Source organism: Caulobacter sp. GW821-FHT10C03 (assembly GCF_059415485.1).
This window is the reverse complement of the sequence record NZ_JBWKNI010000008.1, coordinates 69,170-85,731: the sequence shown is the minus strand read 5'-3', so window position 1 is coordinate 85,731 and position 16,562 is coordinate 69,170. Positions and strand designations below refer to the sequence as shown.

Genomic DNA, 16,562 nt, shown 5'->3' with positions numbered 1-16,562 from the left:
GAGCATCCATGTCCGCTTCCGCCACCTCGCTCGCCGCCTTGCCGGCTGAAACGGCCGACCACCCGCTGCTGAGCGCTCGCTATGGACGCGATGCTCCCTCGATCGCGGCGCTGCTCAACCCGACCATCGAGGGACTTCTGGCCCACAGGTCGGTGCGGGCCTATCTGCCCGATCCTCTGGCCGATGGCGTGCTGGAAACCCTGGTCGCCAGCGCTCAGTCGGCGGCGACGTCGTCCAACCTTCAGCTCTGGAGCGTCGTCGCCGTCGAGGATCCGGAACGCAAGGCGCGGCTGGCGAATCTGGCCGGCGGCCAGGCGCATATCCGGCAAGCCCCACTGCTGCTGGTCTGGCTGGCCGACCTGGCCCGGGCCGAACGCATCACCCGCCAGGCCGGCCAGGGCAAGGAAGCCCTCGACTACCTGGAAAGCTTCCTGGTGGCGGCGGTCGATGCGGCGCTGGCGGCCCAGGCCGCCGTGACCGCCCTGGAGTCCCTCGGCCTGGGCTCGGTCTATATCGGCGCGATCCGCAATCGCCCCGAGGAAGTGGCGGCCGAACTTGGCCTGCCGCCGCTGGTGCTGCCGGTGTTCGGCCTCGTCGTGGGACATCCCGATCCCGCCGCGCCGGCCGCCATCAAGCCGAGGCTCTCGCAGGCGGCGGTCCTGCATCGCGAAACCTACGACCTCGCGGTTCAGGACGCGCCGGTGCGAGCCTATGACGAGACCCTCAGCGCCTTCCAGACCTCGCAGGGCCTGCCGCCGACCGGCTGGAGCGCGACGATCGTCAACCGGGTCAGCAACGCCAAGGTGTTGAACGGCCGCGAACGCCTGCGCCAAGCCTTGGAAGGCTTCGGCTTCCCGTTGCGCTGATCCTTGGCGCGGCTGGCGCTCAGGATTGCCAGCGCGACTACGTCGTCACCTTGGCGAGCGACTGCCTGGCCAGCGACGATCCCGAGCATGAGCGGGTGTCATTGCGCTACATGACAGGCAAGATCGCGCACCCCGCGACCAAAGCTGAGCTCGTCGCGCGCCTTCAAGGCTAAGCGCTGATCCGGCCACGAGAACCGGCTGCCGCCGCGCGCTCGCCAGCGGCTCGGATCGGCCGACGGCCTGCATGGCGATCCTCTGACGCCAGCGCGAAAAGCCGCCTTCATGTTGAACCTTTGCCGTAGATCCGCGTTCACGGACCTTGCACGGCGATGTCCGTGATCGGGGGACTTGTGATTTTCAGATCAAATTCGAGGCCGGCGACAATCAGCCGACTGGCGTGGACGTCGACGTGATCGACCCCTGTCCGCCCCTTTTCCCCTGTTCCGGCCCGACAAGCGCGGCCCACGCCCACAGTTCGAGTTTCTCATGTCGCTGACCCCTTCCACCCGCGAGGCCGCCCGCACGAACGTGGACCTGTGGACCACCCTGGGCCTCGTGACCGTGCTGGCCTTCTTCCTGATCAGCGGCACGATCGCCTATCGCAACATCCAGGTGCTGCGGACCAACAACCAGATGATCATGCACTCCCACAAGGTGCTGATCGCGTTGGACGAACTGCTCTCCACCGCCCAGGACGCCGAGACCGGCCAGCGCGGATACCTGCTGACCGGGAACGACCGCTATCTGGAGCCGTATCAGAGCGCGGTGACCGCCGCCGCCACACGGCTGGAGGCCGTCTCGTCCCTCACGCAGGACAACGCCGAACAGCAGGCCAACACCCGGCAGCTGCGCAAGCACATCGACGCCAAGCTGGCCGAACTGGACGAGACCATCACCCTGCGCCGCAGCCAGGGCGCCCAGGCGGCGCTGGCGGTCGTTTCCACCGATCGCGGCAAGACCGAGATGGACGCCATCCGCAGCCAGCTCGACGTCATGCGGCAGGAGGAAAACCGGCTGCGCGCGCTGCGCATCGCCGAGATGCAGGAAGCCTACAAGACGGCCACGGCCAGCGGCGTGCTCTCGGGCCTGCTGGGCGCGCTGCTGACCGTGGCGGTGTTCATCCTGGTCCGGCGGGCGGCCACCGCCCGCGCTCGCGAGGAGTGGCTCCAATCGGGCCAGGTCGGGCTTTCCGATGCGATGATGGGCGACAAGTCGGTCGAGGAGCTGTCCGACGGCATCCTGTCGTTCCTGGCCGGCTATCTGGGCTTCCAGGCCGGGGCGCTGTTCAAGGGCGAGAACGGCCACTTCTATCGCGCCGCCGCCCTAGGCATTCCCGCCGACGCCAACGTGCCGCTGCGGTTCAGCCTCAAGGAAGGCCTGCTGGGCAAGGTCGCCGCCGAAGGCCGGGCGACGATCGTGCGCGACGTGCCGGACGGCTACATGACCATCGGCTCGGCCCTGGGCGCCGACAAGCCGCGCCATCTCGTCCTGGTCCCGACCCATGCCGACGACACGGTCAACGCCGTCATCGAGCTGGGCTTCCTGCATCCGGTGGGCGACCAGGTGCTGAGCCTGCTCGACCAGGCCTCGGCCTCAATCGGCATCGCCCTGCGGTCGGCCCGCTATCGCGTCGAGCTGCAGAACGCCCTGGAGGAAACCCAGCGTCAGTCCGAGGAACTGCAGGTGCAGAGCGAGGAGCTGCGGGTCTCCAACGAGGAGCTGGAGGAGCAGAGCCGCGCCCTCAAGGAATCCCAGACCCGACTGGAGCAGCAACAGGTCGAGCTGGAACAGACCAACAGCCAGCTGGAGGAACAGGCCCAGACGCTTGAGACCCAGCGCGACGAACTGGAGCGCAGCACCGCGGCCGTCACCCTGAAGGCGCGCGAGCTGGAACAGGCCAGCCAGTACAAGTCCGACTTCCTGGCCAATATGAGCCACGAACTGCGCACGCCGCTGAACTCGCTGCTGATCCTGTCCAAGCTGCTGAGCGACAACCCCGACGGCAATCTGTCGAACGAACAGGTGAAGTTCGCCCAGACCATCGCCTCGTCGGGCAACGACCTGCTGACCCTGATCAACGACATCCTCGACCTTTCGAAGATCGAGGCCGGCCATATCGAGGTGCGGCCCGAGACGGTGAGCGTGCAGCGCCTAGTGAGCGACCTTCGCCAGCTGTTCCAGCCGGTGGCCGACGAGCGGCGCCTGGCCTTCGAGATCGAGATCGATCCCGCCTGCCCGGCCGCCTTCGAGACCGACCGCCAGCGCCTGGAACAGATCCTCAAGAACCTGCTGTCCAACGCCTTCAAGTTCACCGAGAAGGGCGGCGTCACCCTAGCCATCAAGCCAGCCGCCGAGAGCCTCGCCTTCGCGGTTCGGGACACCGGCATCGGCATCGCGCGAGAGCAGCAGGAAAGCATCTTCGAAGCCTTCCGCCAGGCCGACGGCACGATCAGCCGCAGGTACGGCGGCACCGGTCTTGGCCTGTCGATCTCGCGCGAGCTGTCACGGCTGCTGGGCGGCGTGATCGGCCTGGAGAGCCAGGCCGGCAAGGGCAGCACCTTCACGGTGACCCTGCCCGTGGCCTACGATCCCGCCCGTATCGCGCCGCGCGAGACCCAGGTTCGCGCCGAGGCGCCGGCGCCCACCGGGTCGCCTCAGCGCGCGCCGCGGCCGGTTCAGACCGTGGAGGACGACCGTGAACAGCTGGGCGGCTCGCGCCGCGTGCTGCTGGTCATCGAGGACGACGAGGTGTTCGCCGGCATCGTGCGTGACCTCTCGCGCGAGATCGGCTTCCAGTGCCTGGTGGCCGGCACCGCCGAGGAGGCCCTGAAGCTGGCCAAGCGCTTCAAGCCCAGCGCCGTGGTGCTCGACGTCGGCCTGCCCGACGAGTCCGGCCTGATGGTGCTGGACCGCCTGAAGCGCGACGACGCCACGCGCCACATCCCGATCCACGTGGTCTCGGCCAGCGACCACGCCCAGACCGCCCTGTCGCTGGGCGCCATCGGCTATCTGGTCAAGCCGGTCCGGCACGAGGACCTGGCCGACGTGCTGCGCGGGCTGGAGGCCAAGCTGGCCGGCTCGGTGCGACGGGTGCTGATCGTCGAGGACGACCCCGTGCAGCGCGACGCCGTCGGCAAGCTGCTGTCGTCGGGCGACGTCGAGACCGTCGGCGTCGGCACCGCCGCCGAGTGCCTCGAACAGCTCAAGCAGCAGACCTTCGACTGCATGGTGCTGGACCTTTCGCTGCCGGACGCCTCGGGCTTCACCCTGCTGGAAACCCTGAGCCAGGACGGCGACCGCGCCTTCCCACCGGTGATCGTCTACACCGGCCACGATCTGTCGGCCGACGACGAGCAGCGGCTGCGCCGCTATTCCAGCTCGATCATCATCAAGGGCGCCAAGTCGCCCGAACGCCTGCTCGACGAGGTGTCGCTGTTCCTGCACCAGGTGGTGTCGGAGCTGCCGGCCGAGCAGCAGAAGATGATCCAGAAGGCGCGCAATCGCGACGCCGTGCTGGAAGGTCGGCGGATCCTCATCGTCGAGGACGACATCCGCAACGTCTACTCCCTGACCAACGTGCTGGAGCCGCGCGGCGCCATCGTCGAGATCGCCCGCAACGGCCAGGAAGCGATCGACGCCCTGGCCCGCGCGGCCAATGATCCCGCCCGCGCCGTCGACCTGGTGCTGATGGACGTGATGATGCCGGTGATGGACGGCCTGACCGCCGCCCGCGAGATCCGCAACGATCCGAAGTGGGCCAAGCTGCCGATCCTGATGCTGACCGCCAAGGCCATGCCAGACGACCAGGAACGCTGCATCGCCGCCGGCGCCAACGACTACATGGCCAAGCCCATCGACGTGGACAAGCTGCTCTCGCTCGTCCGGGTCTGGATGCCGAGATAGGCGATCCCTGTGCCCGAAGCCGTCGTCGACCTCGAAATCCAGCTGCTGCTGGAGGCGCTTTATCAGCGCTACCACTACGATTTCCGCCACTATGCGCGGGCGTCGATCAAGCGCCGCCTGGTGCAGGCGCGTGACCAGTTGGCGTTCCCGACCATCTCGGCGATGCAGGACCGCGTGCTGCACGATCCATCGTTGCTGCCGCGACTGCTCGACTATCTGACCGTCCAGGTCAGCGAGATGTTCCGCGACCCGTCCTACTTCCGGGCGCTGCGGGAAAGCGTGCTGCCCCACCTCAAGACCTATCCCTCGCTGAAGGTCTGGATCGCCGGCTCCAGCACCGGCGAGGAGGTCTATTCCCTGGCCATCCTGTTTCGCGAGGAAGGCCTCTACGATCGGACGCTGTTCTACGCGACCGACATCAATCCCGAGGCCCTGGCGGCCGCCGAAGCCGGGGTCTATCCGCTCGAGCGCATCCGCAAGTTCACCGAGAACCACCAGAAGTCCGGCGGGCGGTCCTCGCTCTCGGACTACTACACCGCCGCCTACGGCCGGGCCGTGTTCGACAAGACGCTGCGCGAGCGGGTGGTGTTCTCCGACCACAGCCTGGTCACCGACGCCGTCTTCGCCGAGATGCACCTGATCTCGTGCCGCAACGTGATGATCTATTTCGACCGCCCCCTGCAGGACCGCGCCATCGGCCTGTTCCACGACTCCCTGGCCCGCAAGGGTTTCCTGGGGCTAGGCTCGAAGGAGAGCCTGCGGTTCTCGGCCCATGCTGGCGGCTTCTCGGACTTCGTCCCCGGCGAGAAGATCTACCAGAGGCGCGAGCCATGAGCAGCGCGTCCCCGAAAGCCGTCGTGATCGGCGCCTCGGCCGGCGCCGTCCAGGCGCTGCTGACCATCCTGCCCGCCCTGCCCGCCAGCTTCGCCCTGCCGGTGCTGGTGGTGGTGCACGTGCCGCCGGACCGCGACAATGTTCTGGTCTCCCTGCTGCAGGCCAAGTGCCGGCTGACGGTGAAGGAGGCCGAGGACAAGGAGCCTCTGGTCGGCGGGACGGTCTTCTTCGCGCCGTCCGACTATCACCTCCTCGTGGAGACGGACGGCACCCTGGCCATCTCCACCGACGAGCCGGTGAACTATTCGCGGCCGTCGATCGACGTGCTGTTCGAGAGCGCCGCCGACGCCTTCGGCGAGGCCCTGGTCGGCGTCATCCTGACCGGCGCCAACCACGACGGCGCGGCGGGCTTGCGGGCCGTTACGCAGGCGGGCGGAACGGCGATCGTCGAGGATCCGAACTTCGCCCATTCCCGGGCCATGCCGCTCGCAGCCCTCGAAGCGAGCCCGGGAGCCGCCATCATGACCATCGATGCGATCGCATCGTACCTGTCGAGTTTGGGAACCGCGCGATGATCGCCGAAAAGCCGATCAACTTCCTCCTGGTCGACGACCTCGAAGAGAACCTGCTGGCGCTGGAAGCCCTGCTCCAACGCGACGGCCTGACGTGCCTGAAGGCCCGATCGGGCGAGGAGGCGCTGGAGCTCCTCCTGACGCACGAGGTGGCCCTGGCCCTGCTCGACGTGCAGATGCCCGGCATGGACGGCTTCGAACTGGCCGAGTTCATGCGCGGCAGCGAACGCGCCCGGCACATCCCGATCATCTTCCTGACGGCGGGCGCCGCCAACCTGCAGCGCCGCTTCCGCGGCTACGAGGCCGGGGCGGTCGATTTCATCCAGAAGCCGATCGAGCCGAACGTCCTGCGCAGCAAGGCCGCCGTGTTCTTCGACCTGCACCAGCAGCGCCAGCAGATCGAACGCCAGCGCGACGAGCTGGAGGCGGCCGCCCAGGCCCTGCGGCGGGCCGACCGTCACAAGGACAACTTCCTGGCCGTGCTGGCGCACGAGCTTCGCAACCCGGTCGCGGCCCTGGGCGGCGGCCTGCACCTGCTCAACAAGGACATCCCGCCAGAACGGGCCAGGGACATCCGCGTGCGCATGGACCGGATGCTGTCGCACCTCTCCCACCTGGTCGACGACCTGCTCGACGTCTCGCGCGTCAGCCAGGGCAAGATCTCGCTGAAGAAGGAGCGGATCGAACTGGGCGACGCGCTGCGCTCGGCGATCGAGGCCAGCCAGCACAACATCGAGGCCGGCTCGCACCGCTTCGACGCCGACCTGCCGGACGAGGCGATCTGGCTCGACGCCGACCACACGCGCGTGGCGCAGATCGTGGCCAACCTGCTCAACAACGCCGCCAAATATACCCCGCCCGGCGGCGAGATCACGCTGACGGCGCGACGCCTGGACGCCGAGGTCGAGATCCGCGTCACCGACACCGGGGTCGGCATCCCGCCGGCGATGCAGTCGCGCATCTTCGAGATCTTCGCCCAGGTCGAGGACCATCTGACCAAGGCCCAGGGCGGCCTCGGCATCGGCCTGGCCCTGGTCAAGCAACTGGTGGCGCTGCATCGCGGGACGATCGAGGTCGAGAGCGCGGGCGAGCACCTGGGCAGCACCTTCATCGTGCGGCTGCCGACCATCGACTGATGAGCGCGGCTCACCGCGTCAGAGAGCAACGCGTTCCGACCCGAGGGCCGGGCGTCGCCTGACGTATTAGCCGCCGGCCACGAGGTTGATCTCGAACTGCAGCCCACGCGCAGAAGGCGTCACGGCGATATCGCCGCCGTGAGCGGAGACGATGGCGGCCACTGTCGCCAGGCCAAGGCCGTGGCCCGCCGTGGTGCGCGACGGATCGAGACGCACGAAGCGCTTGAAGATTCTGTCGCGATCTTCCGGCGGCACGCCCGGCCCGTCGTCGCCGAACACCACCCGGACACTGTCGCCGGTCGCTCGCGTCAATATGCGGATCCGAGCCCCGGCGCCCGCGTGGAACAGGCTGTTGTCCATCAGGTTCGACAGCGCCTGCAACAGCAAGGGGCGATCGCCGCGAACGGTCGCGGGCTGCAGGTCGAGCGACAGCGTCATGCCGGCCTTTTCCAGAGCCGGACCGTAGGCTTCGGCCAGTTCGTGGACGAGCGCGACGAGGTCCAGAGCCACGAAACGATCCCGCACGGAACGCCCTTCGATCTCCGCGAGCGCGAGAAGACCCGACAACAGGCCCTGCAGGTCGTCGACCTCGCTCAAAGCGCCTTCGACACGCGCCTTCCGGGCGCCATCGGTTGTCTCCGCCTCGATATCCTCAAGGCGCGCGCGCAGACGGGTCAGGGGGGTGCGGATGTCGTGGGCGATGTCGCCCGAGACCTGGCGCAGGTTGCTCATCAGGGCTTCGATGCGATCGAGCATGCGATTGAGCACCGCGGCCAGTTGGTCGAACTCGCCGCCCGAGCCGTCGACCGGCATGCGGCGCCGCATGTCGCCGGCCATGATCCCTTCGGCGGCGCCGTGGATCGCGTTGAGACGCCGTTGCACGACCCCGCCGAAGCCGAAGGTCGCCAGAACGCCCACCGCCGCCACCAGGCCGGCGCTGATCAGGAACACGCGCAGCAGGGCGCGGTCGATATCGAGCAGGTCGGCGCGGTCGGCGGCCACGACCAGTCGGCCGCCGCCAGGCAGGGGCGCATTCATGGCCTGGGCGACGCCGCTGCTGCCGTCTGGCCGGCGGAACCGGATGAACTCGCTCCAGCCGGGCGGCGGCGTCTCGGCCTGGAAGTCTCCGGCCCTTCGCCTGCCCGACGCGTCGAGCACGATATAGCCCATGCGGCTGCCGGCCTCGGATCGCCCCGCCAGATAACCCAGCGTGCCCCGGGCCGGACGCCGGTCACGATCGGTCACCGCCCGCACCAGCACGTCGAAGCCGGCCCGCTCGTAGGTGGCGAGGAGCGACTGGGTTTCCAGTTCGATGCGATGATCGAGCTGCCGCTCGATCTCGTGGTGGACCATGCTGAACGTCACCACCCCGACCGCCAGCGTCAGGACGCAGGAAATCCCCGCAACCACGAGGCTTAGGCCGCGAACGGTCCTGGGCGTTCGACTACGCATCGTCGTTCATCATGTAGCCGGAGCCTCGGACCGTGCGGATGGCGCTGCGCTCGAAGCCTTCGTTCAGCTTGCTGCGCAGCCGGGACATGTGGGTCTCGACGATGTTGGTCTTGGGATCGAAACCGAAGTTCCAGACTTTTTCGAGCAGCATGGTCCGCGTGACGATGCGGCCGGGATTGCGCATCAGTTGCTCCAGCAAGGTGAATTCCCGGGGCTGCAGGTCGACCAAGCGCCCGCCCCGACGCACCTCCCGGCGCAGCAGATTCATCTCGATGTCCGCCACGCGCAGCACCGTATCGAACTCGCCCGTCGGCGGTCGACGGCCCAGCGCCGCCACGCGCGCGGCGAGCTCGACGAAGGCGAACGGCTTGACGAGGTAGTCGTCAGCTCCCTCCTCCAGGCCGTCGACCCGATCAGCGATCTGGGACATGGCCGTCAGGAGCAGGACCGGCGTCGTCCGCCCCTGCGCGCGGATCGCCTTCAGGACCGACAGTCCGTCGACGCCAGGCACCATCCGATCGAGCACCAGAACGTCGAAATCACGCTCGGCCAGGCGCCGCAGCGCCACCGAGCCATCGGCCTCGACCTCCACCACATGGCCACGCTCCGTCAGGCCGCGCTCGATGAACGCAGCGGTCTCGGGATCGTCCTCGAGCAGGAAGACCTTCATGCCCGCCTTACCGTGATGTTGGCCGCGCTATACATTTTCCCAACCTTGCTTCCAGCGCATCGACACGCCAGCGCCAAACGATAAGGCTTGGCCGCGCACCGTCCGCTCGCCCACCCTAGGCCGATATCCCCCGTCGTGATCCACGCTCAAGCCCAGCCTCCGCAACAGAGCCCGCCGATGGACGGGCCTCGCCAGGCCGTGTCTGAGCGCTGCGCCCGGATCGGCCTCAAGCTCACCGACAAGCGTCGCGAATTGATCGAACTGCTCGACGGGATGGACGCGCCCTTCGACATGGAACAGGTCTGGTGGACCGCCCACAACCGGGGCCAGCGCGTCAACCGGTCGACGCTGCATCGACTGGTCGTCGACCTGGTGGCGGCGGGGGTTCTAAACGAGATCGGATCGATCGACCGCCAGCGCCGCTTCGCGCCGCCCCTGCCGGTCGATGTACAGGTCCAGACCCCCGAAGGTCGCGTAGCCGTGGACGACGCGACCCTGGCCGAGATGCTGGCGCGCGTGGCCGCCAGCAGCGGGCTGGTCGTTGGCCGGGGCAGGATCGTCATCACCGTCGAACCCTAGCCCGCCGCCGGACCGGAGGCGTCCAGGCGATCGGCGAGGTCGCGATAGGCCGCAACGGGCGCGCTGTGGAGAAAAGCGACCATCTTCGCCGTGAACGCGGCCGTCGCGGTTGTCGCCGCCCGTTCGAACTGCGCCAGCGCGCCAGCGATCTCGCCCTCGGCGGCCAGCACCCGACCGAAGTTGAACTGACCGCGAAAGTCGCCGCCGGCCGCGGCCCTGGCGTAGCATTCCCGGGCCATGGCGAAATCCTGAGCGACCTCCCAGCCGTCCTCGTAGAAGCCGCCCACCACGTTGATCGACTTGGCGTGACCCAACTCGGCCGCCCGCTGGAACCAGGCCAGGGCGGCCTTGCGATCGGCCTCCACGCCCTCGCCCAGCATCAGCCGGGTGGCGAGGTTGTACATGCCCCAGTCGGAGCCGGCCTCGGCGGCCTGGAGATACCACTGCGCCGCGACGGCGAGATTGGCCGCCACGCCCCAGCCGTTCTCATAGCAGCGGCCGACCATGTTCAGCGCCATCGGATGCCCCGCCCCGGCGGCCCGCAGGAACAGCGCCAGGGCGCCGGCCGGGTCGGCGGGACCGCCGGCGCCGTCGAGCAGCATCTGCCCCAGCAGGGCCTGGGCCTCGGCCACGCCGGCGGCGGCCTGCTGCGCCAGCCAGGCTCGCGCGGTCTCCGGCGGCCCTGAAAGGACCTTGGCGACGGCGGCGGCGATGTCGTCCGGGGAGAGGTTTTCCGAGGCGGTGTCCATGACCTCACCAAAGCGAAAGGCCGCGCCCGCCGAAAGGCGGACGCGGCCGGTTCAGGGATGTCGCCGCGCCTAGAACTTGGCGTTCAGCGACAGGACGGCCGAGCGCCCCGGCGCGATGGTCGCGTAGTGCGAGGCGTAGGCCTGGGTGTAGTAGACCTCGTCGGTCAGGTTCTGAATGTTGAGCCTAGCCGAGAGGTTCTGGTTGATGGTGTAGGTGGCATTGGCGTCGAACCGCCAATAGTCGGGCACCCACTTGGGCGTGGTGGCGCTGGCGTTGCCCATGACCTTGGCCTGGTAGTTGGCGCCCAGGCCGACCTTCAGCTTCGGCAGAACCTCGTACGTCGTCTGCACCGCGAAGCTGTGCTTGGGCGTGTTGGGGAACTGCATGCCGTCGGTCAGGCCCGCCGCCGCGCCCGAACCGCCGTTCTTGACCAGGATGGCGTCGAGATAGGTATAGCCGCCGAAGACGTCCCACTTTTCGGTGATCGAGCCGGAGGCGCCCAGCTCGTAGCCGCGCACGCGCTTCTCACCGGCCATGGCCACGGTGCCGTCAGTCTGGGTGATGCGGGCGTTGGTGGTCTTCACCTCGAACGCCGCGCCGGTCAGGCTGAGCTTGCCGCCGAACACGTCCCACTTGGCGCCGGCCTCGAGGGTGGCGTTCTCTTCCGGGCTGAGGTTGGCGTTGACCGTGCTCGACAGCGCGTTGCCGTCGCTGCCCTGGTTCAGGGCGTTGCCGGCCGGGGTCGAAGCGGTGGCGTAGGACAGGTAGATCGCGCCGGCCGTCGTCGGCTTGTAGACCACGGCGGCCTGGTAGTTCAGCAGGTCGTCCTTGCGCTCGTAGGTCGAGCGTGCGAACGGCGTGGTCGTCGCCCGGGCGCTGACGTAGCGGGCGTCGTAGCTGTCGTAGCGCAGGCCCAGGTTCACCTGCCAGTGCTCGTCGAACTCGATGGTGTCGAAGCCGTAGATCGACTTGGTGACCGTGCGCGAGTTGTTGGGGTTGTTCACCCGCGAGATCGTGCCGGTGAACGGGTCGCTGGTGTTGGGATTGGCCAGCGTCGTGCAGACATAGGCGGCGATGGCCGCGGCCGAGCAGCTGCTGAACGTCGAGGCCAGGGCGCCGTTGTAATAGACGTTGTAGCTGTCGTTCTCGCCTTCCTCGCGCGACAACTCCAGGCCGGTGGCGAAGTTGTGCTGGATCGAGCCGGTCTGGAACTTGCCGTAGAAGTCGGTCTGGTTGGTCAGGGTGCTGACCTCGCTGACGCGGCTGTTGGGACGGCGCCAGACCAGGCCGTAGTAGATGTTGCCCTTGCTGTCGTCGGGCTGGGTCCAGATGTAGTCCTGGCCCGTCTCGGCGTAGCGGGTGGTGTTGCGCAAGTGCAGGTTGTCGCCGAAATCGTGCTCGAAGCGGACCGTGCCCATGTCGACCCGCTCGCGGCGGAAGTCGCGGCCCTTGACGCCGTACCAGGCGCTGCGGTCGGCGAGCAGCGGCTGGCCGTCGCCGGTCTGGTAGACGCGCGCGCGGCCGTCGGTGCGGGCCACGAAGGTCGGGTTGTTGTACGGGATCCCGCTGTCGGGGATGTCGTCGCTCTGCATGTGGTAGTAGCTGACGACGACGCGGTTGTCGGTTCCCAGGCCGAAGGCGACCGAGGGGGCCACGCCCCAGCGGCTGTAGTGGACCTCGTCGCGGCCATCGACGCCGGCGTCGTGGGCCATCAGGTTCAGGCGCACGGCCACGCCTTCGGCGACCACGTGGTTCACGTCGAAGGTGGCGCGCTTGTAATCGGCGGTGCCGACCGCGACCTGACCGCCGATCGAGTCCTTCAGGGTCGGGGCCTTGTTGTTGATGAAGACGCCGCCGCCGGCGCCGCCGCGGCCGCCGTAGCTGCCGGTCGCGCCCTTCACGACCTCGACGTTCTCGACGTTGAACACTTCACGCGACTGGGAGCCGATGTCGCGCAGGCCGTCGACATAGGTGGCCGACTGGGCGTCGTAGCCGCGCAGGAACGGACGGTCGCCGACCGGGTTGCCGCCCTCGCCCGCACCGAAGGTGATGCCGGGCACGGTGCGCAGCGCCTCGACCAGGCTGACCGAACCGGTCTGGTCGATCAGGTCGCGCGGAATGACGGTGATCGACTTGGGCGTGTCGCGCAGCGGCACGGTGATCTTCGGCGAGGCGGACTGGGCCTTCTTGCTGTCGACCTGGACGCCGGAGACTTCGGTGGTGTCGCCGTTGTCCGGCGCGGCGGTGGCCACCGGCTCGTCAGCGACGGTCGCCGCGCTGGCGGCCGCAGACAGGCCCAGGCCGGCGACGCCCGCGACCGCGGCGGCGCTCAAGGCGCGCCGGCTCAAGCTGCGAACGCCTTGGGTGGAAGTGTTTCTCATGATCTCGATCCCCGAAGCCCTGCCCGGCTGGGATCAACCGAGCGCCTCTGTTCCTGACAATGCGAGGCGCTCTTAACTTCCACCTATCGCCACATCAATGAGAAGCAGTCGCAACAAACATTGATTATTCCCAATGTTCACCAAAGTCCTTCGGCTGAACCCGAAAGGTTGGTGATCCTTGGCAGCGCAAACTCATCTTCACTGAGGCCCTCGGAGACCTCAGCGCACGAAGAAATCGACCGGCACGACCACCTCGACCGGGTCGCCCGGCACGTCGTCGGGCGGCGGCGGCATCGGCGAGGCGCGGCGGACGGTGGCCAGGGCCTCCTCGTCGAGCAGCGGATAGCCGCTGCCGCGCGCGATCCTGGCGCTCAGCACCGCGCCGCGCCGATCGACCGTGAAGGCGACCTGGGCGACGCCCTCCTGTCCCTGGCTCTGGGCCCGGCGTGGATAGCGGCGATAGGCCTTCAGGCGGCCGAGCAGCAGGCCTCGCCACGTGACGGCGGCGTTGCGGTCCGTGGCGGCCGAGGTGCGCGGCGCGGCCAGCGCGAGCGCGGGCGGGGCCGCGACGGCCGGCGGTGCGGAGGCTTCGCTGCGGACCGAAGGCTTGGCCGCGCCCTCATCCTCGGACGGCGTCGGGCGCGGCGGCGACGTCGGCAGCACGCCGCGCGGGTCGGGCTGGCGCGTCTTGATCTGGGGCGGATCGGGAGCCGCAGCAGCGGCGGGACTGGCCTTGGCTTCGGGTCCCGGCGGTCGTTCGTCCTTGGGCTTGGGCGGCGCGATCGGGGCGACGGCGAACTCGACCGCGATCGCCTCGATCGGCGCGGCGGGCGGCAATTCGGTCGGCGAGGTCAGGCGGATGTAGGCGCCGAGCGCCAGGGCGACATGCAGCGCCACGGCCCCCGCGAGCGCCGCCGACCACCGCCTTTTGCCGCCCGTGGCCGTGGAGCCGTCATAGGGAATCTCCAGCACGGCCGGAGACGGGAGCACCGACTGCAACATCAGAACACCCGCTCCAGCTTCAGGCTGGCCGCGACCTTCTCGTAGGAGAACAGCCAGTCGATGCTGCTGGCGGTCCTGGCGTGCTGCAGGGTCAGGCTGGGCGTCAGGCCGGCCCGCGCCAGGCCCGGCGCGCGGAGGATGGCGGTGAAGCTCTGCTCGTCGTCGCGGCGACGCACCTCCAGAGCCTCGTTGATGGCGTCCCAGCGCTTGCGGCGGGCCGAGGCGAACAGACTGCCGTTCAGGCCCTTCCACGTCGGGCTGGCCGCACCAAGGCGCAGGCCGACCTGACCGTAGGCGTTGGTCGGCAGGTCGGCGTCCTTGTCGCCCAGATCCGCGCCGCCGAACACGGTCCAGCCGCCCGGCAGTCCGCGCCAGGCGGTGAGAAACAGCGAGACCAACCGGCCGTCCAGCGGCGCGAAGTCGGCCTGACGGTAGCGCATGTCCTTGTAGTCGGCCTCCAGCTTCACAAGGGTCCGGACGCCCAGCACCCGAGTGGCCTCGGCGTGGATTCCGGGCGCGTCGTAGAGGCGCGAGGGTCCAAAGGTCGAGACGTCGAAGGACGGCGCGATCCCGAAGGCGTAGCGGGCGGTGCGATAGTCGAACCCGACCTGGCCGACCAGGGTGGCCTGGTTGTAGCGCGGCTCCTCCGGATAGAACTCGCCGTAGGAGATCGCGCGCAGCGAAAGGCCGGCCGAACCGCGCAGCGGCAGGCGGCGGGTCAGTGTCCCCTCGAAATTGACCGTCGCCGCGCCCAGGGCCTGCGGCGTCTTGCGATCGAAGAAGCAGATCCCCTCCGGGCCGGGGATCAGGCAGGCATAGCTGCCCGAGGCCTGGTTGATGTTGCTGTTGTAGCCAGGACCCAGGGCAAGCGAACCGCGCCAGGCCCGGCGCTGATCGAGGGCGGTGACAAACCCTTCGATCGTGCGTCGCACGCCGGCCGCGCGGGGATCTCCCGGCGGCAGGTCGGCCAGGATCGCCTGGAACGCCGAGCGCGCCTCGCGGTCGCGCTCGTTCTCGAACAGCACCCGCGCCAACTCGACCCTGCCCGGCATGAAGTCCGGCTGCTTGGAGAGCAGATCGCGGAAAGCGCGCTCGGCGCCGCGCAGGTCGCCATCCTGCCGCGCCAGCATGCCCTGGGCGTAGAGAGCCAGCATCGGATCGTGGTCCGGCAGGGCCAGATAGGCCGCCAGGAACCGGCGCGCGTCGGCCCACTGGCGACGACCGACCGACAGGTAGAGGGCCTTGCCGACGTCGTCGGCGCCGGGCCCGACCGTATAGGCCTGACCGTCGATGACCAGCACCGAGGGCGAGGCGTCCTCCAGCGTTTTGGCCTCGCGCTCGGCGGCCTTGCGGGCCAAATCCTGGTCGAGACGCAGGCGGATGTCGTCGTCGACCTGGGCCCGGGCGGCGCCGGCCAGCGCCAGAACGGCGAAAGCCGCGCAGCCGGCGGCGACGCGGATGGAAAGATGCCTTGCGGACCTGCGGATCATTCGAATGCCTTCGAACGCGCTTGGGACGGAGACCGAAGTCCCCGCCCCGCGCGACGGTTACGCGCCTTAGTTCTTCGTGCCGCCGAAGGCGGTGTCGTACTGGCTGTTGCCGCCGAAGGTGACCAGGCCGGCGAGCGCCGCGGCGCTGGCGCCGAAGAACTGGCCGCTGACCGAGCCGCCCGAGGCCAGGGTGGAAGTCCCTTGCGTCGCCGTGGCGTCGGCCGTGGTGCTGGCGATGTTGACGCCCGAGATGCCCACCGAGCCGATATCGACCGTGTAGCCGGTCGAGGCGCTGGTGACGCTGCCGCTCAGCGTGCCGGTCCCGAAGTTGGCGCTGAACGTGCCGGCCAGGATGCCGTTGCTGCTGTAGCCGCTGATGCCCTTCACCGCGTAGGTGGCCGTGCCGGTGGTCGGGACGGTCGTGCCGGTGTTGTCGCCCACGTAGTAGACGGTGTGGGTGCCGTCAGCGACGTCGGCCGTGTCGGACCATTCGCCGAAATAGAGGTCGGCGTTGCTGACCTTGGCGAAGTTGAACACGCCCATGCCATTGTGGCTGCCCGGCGCGGTCGAGGGGTTGTTGATGGTGGTCACGCCGTTGACCGGCGGAACCGAGGCCTGCAGGCCGGCGAAGTCGACATAGCTGCTCAGGCCGATGGCCGCCACGGCCACGCCCGGCTTGCCCGAGGTGTGCGGACCGGCGTTGATCGTGCTGGCGCCGACGCGCAGCTGGCTGGTGTCGGTCGACTGGCCCACGATGGCGGCCTGGGCGACGCCGGCCAGGGCGACGGCGGCGATGGGAGCCAGGATCAGCGCCTTGAAGGTCGAACGGGACATCTCGTCTTCTCCGATGCTTGGTTGATGGTCTCGTTGGTGAGACCGGGGCATCCAGCGGCCGCCGCCGCGCCGGTGGGGATCCCGACGCGCCGA

13 protein-coding genes are annotated in these 16,562 nt (G+C 68.8%); 6 read left to right on the top strand and 7 right to left on the bottom strand.

Annotated features, from left to right (window positions below; translation table 11 throughout):
- Positions 1–8: 8 nt before the first annotated feature.
- From AC07NG_RS12810 to AC07NG_RS12790, 5 genes are all read left to right on the top strand, one after another.
- The gene (locus AC07NG_RS12810; RefSeq protein ID WP_494594385.1) at positions 9–866 is read left to right on the top strand and encodes an NADPH-dependent oxidoreductase; all 858 of its coding nucleotides are present in this window, start codon (positions 9–11) and stop codon (positions 864–866) included.
- Positions 867–1,352: 486 nt separating this feature from the next.
- The gene (locus tag AC07NG_RS12805) at positions 1,353–4,769 is read left to right on the top strand and encodes a response regulator (RefSeq protein ID WP_494594384.1); all 3,417 of its coding nucleotides are present in this window, start codon (positions 1,353–1,355) and stop codon (positions 4,767–4,769) included.
- A gap of 9 nt (positions 4,770–4,778) precedes the next feature.
- Positions 4,779–5,603: a CheR family methyltransferase gene (locus AC07NG_RS12800; RefSeq protein ID WP_492854580.1), complete on the top strand. Its 825-nt coding sequence runs from the start codon at positions 4,779–4,781 to the stop codon at positions 5,601–5,603.
- Positions 5,600–6,178 (top strand): chemotaxis protein CheB, encoded by a 579-nt coding sequence (locus AC07NG_RS12795; RefSeq protein ID WP_494594383.1) that lies wholly within the window; start codon positions 5,600–5,602, stop codon positions 6,176–6,178. The genes AC07NG_RS12800 and AC07NG_RS12795 overlap by 4 nt, the downstream gene beginning before the upstream one ends.
- Positions 6,175–7,311, top strand: coding sequence for a hybrid sensor histidine kinase/response regulator (locus tag AC07NG_RS12790; RefSeq protein ID WP_494594382.1), 1,137 nt, complete (start codon positions 6,175–6,177; stop codon positions 7,309–7,311). The genes AC07NG_RS12795 and AC07NG_RS12790 overlap by 4 nt, the downstream gene beginning before the upstream one ends.
- Positions 7,312–7,377: 66 nt before the next feature.
- Here AC07NG_RS12790 and AC07NG_RS12785 read toward each other — a convergent pair whose 3' ends face one another.
- Positions 7,378–8,763 (bottom strand): sensor histidine kinase, encoded by a 1,386-nt coding sequence (locus AC07NG_RS12785; protein WP_494594381.1) that lies wholly within the window; start codon positions 8,761–8,763, stop codon positions 7,378–7,380.
- Positions 8,756–9,433 (bottom strand): response regulator transcription factor, encoded by a 678-nt coding sequence (locus tag AC07NG_RS12780; protein WP_494594380.1) that lies wholly within the window; start codon positions 9,431–9,433, stop codon positions 8,756–8,758. The genes AC07NG_RS12785 and AC07NG_RS12780 overlap by 8 nt, the downstream gene beginning before the upstream one ends.
- Before the next feature lie 177 nt (positions 9,434–9,610).
- Here AC07NG_RS12780 and AC07NG_RS12775 point away from each other — a divergent pair, with 177 nt between their 5' ends.
- Complete coding sequence (locus AC07NG_RS12775) at positions 9,611–10,012, top strand: hypothetical protein (protein WP_494594379.1); 402 nt, start codon at positions 9,611–9,613, stop codon at positions 10,010–10,012.
- On the opposite strand, the gene AC07NG_RS12770 is transcribed toward AC07NG_RS12775, so the two are convergent.
- The 5 genes from AC07NG_RS12770 to AC07NG_RS12750 form a co-directional block, all read right to left on the bottom strand.
- Positions 10,009–10,761: a tetratricopeptide repeat protein gene (locus tag AC07NG_RS12770; protein ID WP_494594378.1), complete on the bottom strand. Its 753-nt coding sequence runs from the start codon at positions 10,759–10,761 to the stop codon at positions 10,009–10,011. The two genes, AC07NG_RS12775 and AC07NG_RS12770, sit on opposite strands and share 4 nt — an antisense overlap.
- Positions 10,762–10,830: 69 nt before the next feature.
- A complete protein-coding gene (locus AC07NG_RS12765; protein WP_494594377.1) occupies positions 10,831–13,143 on the bottom strand; it encodes a TonB-dependent receptor in 2,313 nt (770 codons plus the stop codon).
- A gap of 219 nt (positions 13,144–13,362) precedes the next feature.
- Positions 13,363–14,145 (bottom strand): energy transducer TonB, encoded by a 783-nt coding sequence (locus AC07NG_RS12760; RefSeq protein ID WP_494594376.1) that lies wholly within the window; start codon positions 14,143–14,145, stop codon positions 13,363–13,365.
- Entirely contained in the window at positions 14,145–15,635 is a 1,491-nt protein-coding gene (locus tag AC07NG_RS12755) for a surface lipoprotein assembly modifier (RefSeq protein WP_494594375.1), read from the bottom strand. The genes AC07NG_RS12760 and AC07NG_RS12755 overlap by 1 nt, the downstream gene beginning before the upstream one ends.
- A gap of 66 nt (positions 15,636–15,701) precedes the next feature.
- Positions 15,702–16,469, bottom strand: coding sequence for a Slam-dependent surface lipoprotein (locus AC07NG_RS12750; RefSeq protein WP_487290354.1), 768 nt, complete (start codon positions 16,467–16,469; stop codon positions 15,702–15,704).
- Positions 16,470–16,562: the final 93 nt, after the last annotated feature.

Coding starts and splice junctions, on each gene's coding strand:
- AC07NG_RS12750 (WP_487290354.1), bottom strand. CDS start 16,469: ATGTCCCGTTCGACCTTCAAGGCGCTGATCCTGGCTCCCATCGCCGCC.
- AC07NG_RS12775 (WP_494594379.1), top strand. CDS start 9,611: ATGGACGGGCCTCGCCAGGCCGTGTCTGAGCGCTGCGCCCGGATCGGC.
- AC07NG_RS12810 (WP_494594385.1), top strand. CDS start 9: ATGTCCGCTTCCGCCACCTCGCTCGCCGCCTTGCCGGCTGAAACGGCC.
- AC07NG_RS12770 (WP_494594378.1), bottom strand. CDS start 10,761: ATGGACACCGCCTCGGAAAACCTCTCCCCGGACGACATCGCCGCCGCC.
- AC07NG_RS12795 (WP_494594383.1), top strand. CDS start 5,600: ATGAGCAGCGCGTCCCCGAAAGCCGTCGTGATCGGCGCCTCGGCCGGC.
- AC07NG_RS12765 (WP_494594377.1), bottom strand. CDS start 13,143: ATGAGAAACACTTCCACCCAAGGCGTTCGCAGCTTGAGCCGGCGCGCC.
- AC07NG_RS12755 (WP_494594375.1), bottom strand. CDS start 15,635: ATGATCCGCAGGTCCGCAAGGCATCTTTCCATCCGCGTCGCCGCCGGC.
- AC07NG_RS12780 (WP_494594380.1), bottom strand. CDS start 9,433: ATGAAGGTCTTCCTGCTCGAGGACGATCCCGAGACCGCTGCGTTCATC.
- AC07NG_RS12760 (WP_494594376.1), bottom strand. CDS start 14,145: ATGTTGCAGTCGGTGCTCCCGTCTCCGGCCGTGCTGGAGATTCCCTAT.
- AC07NG_RS12805 (WP_494594384.1), top strand. CDS start 1,353: ATGTCGCTGACCCCTTCCACCCGCGAGGCCGCCCGCACGAACGTGGAC.
- AC07NG_RS12785 (WP_494594381.1), bottom strand. CDS start 8,763: ATGCGTAGTCGAACGCCCAGGACCGTTCGCGGCCTAAGCCTCGTGGTT.
- AC07NG_RS12790 (WP_494594382.1), top strand. CDS start 6,175: ATGATCGCCGAAAAGCCGATCAACTTCCTCCTGGTCGACGACCTCGAA.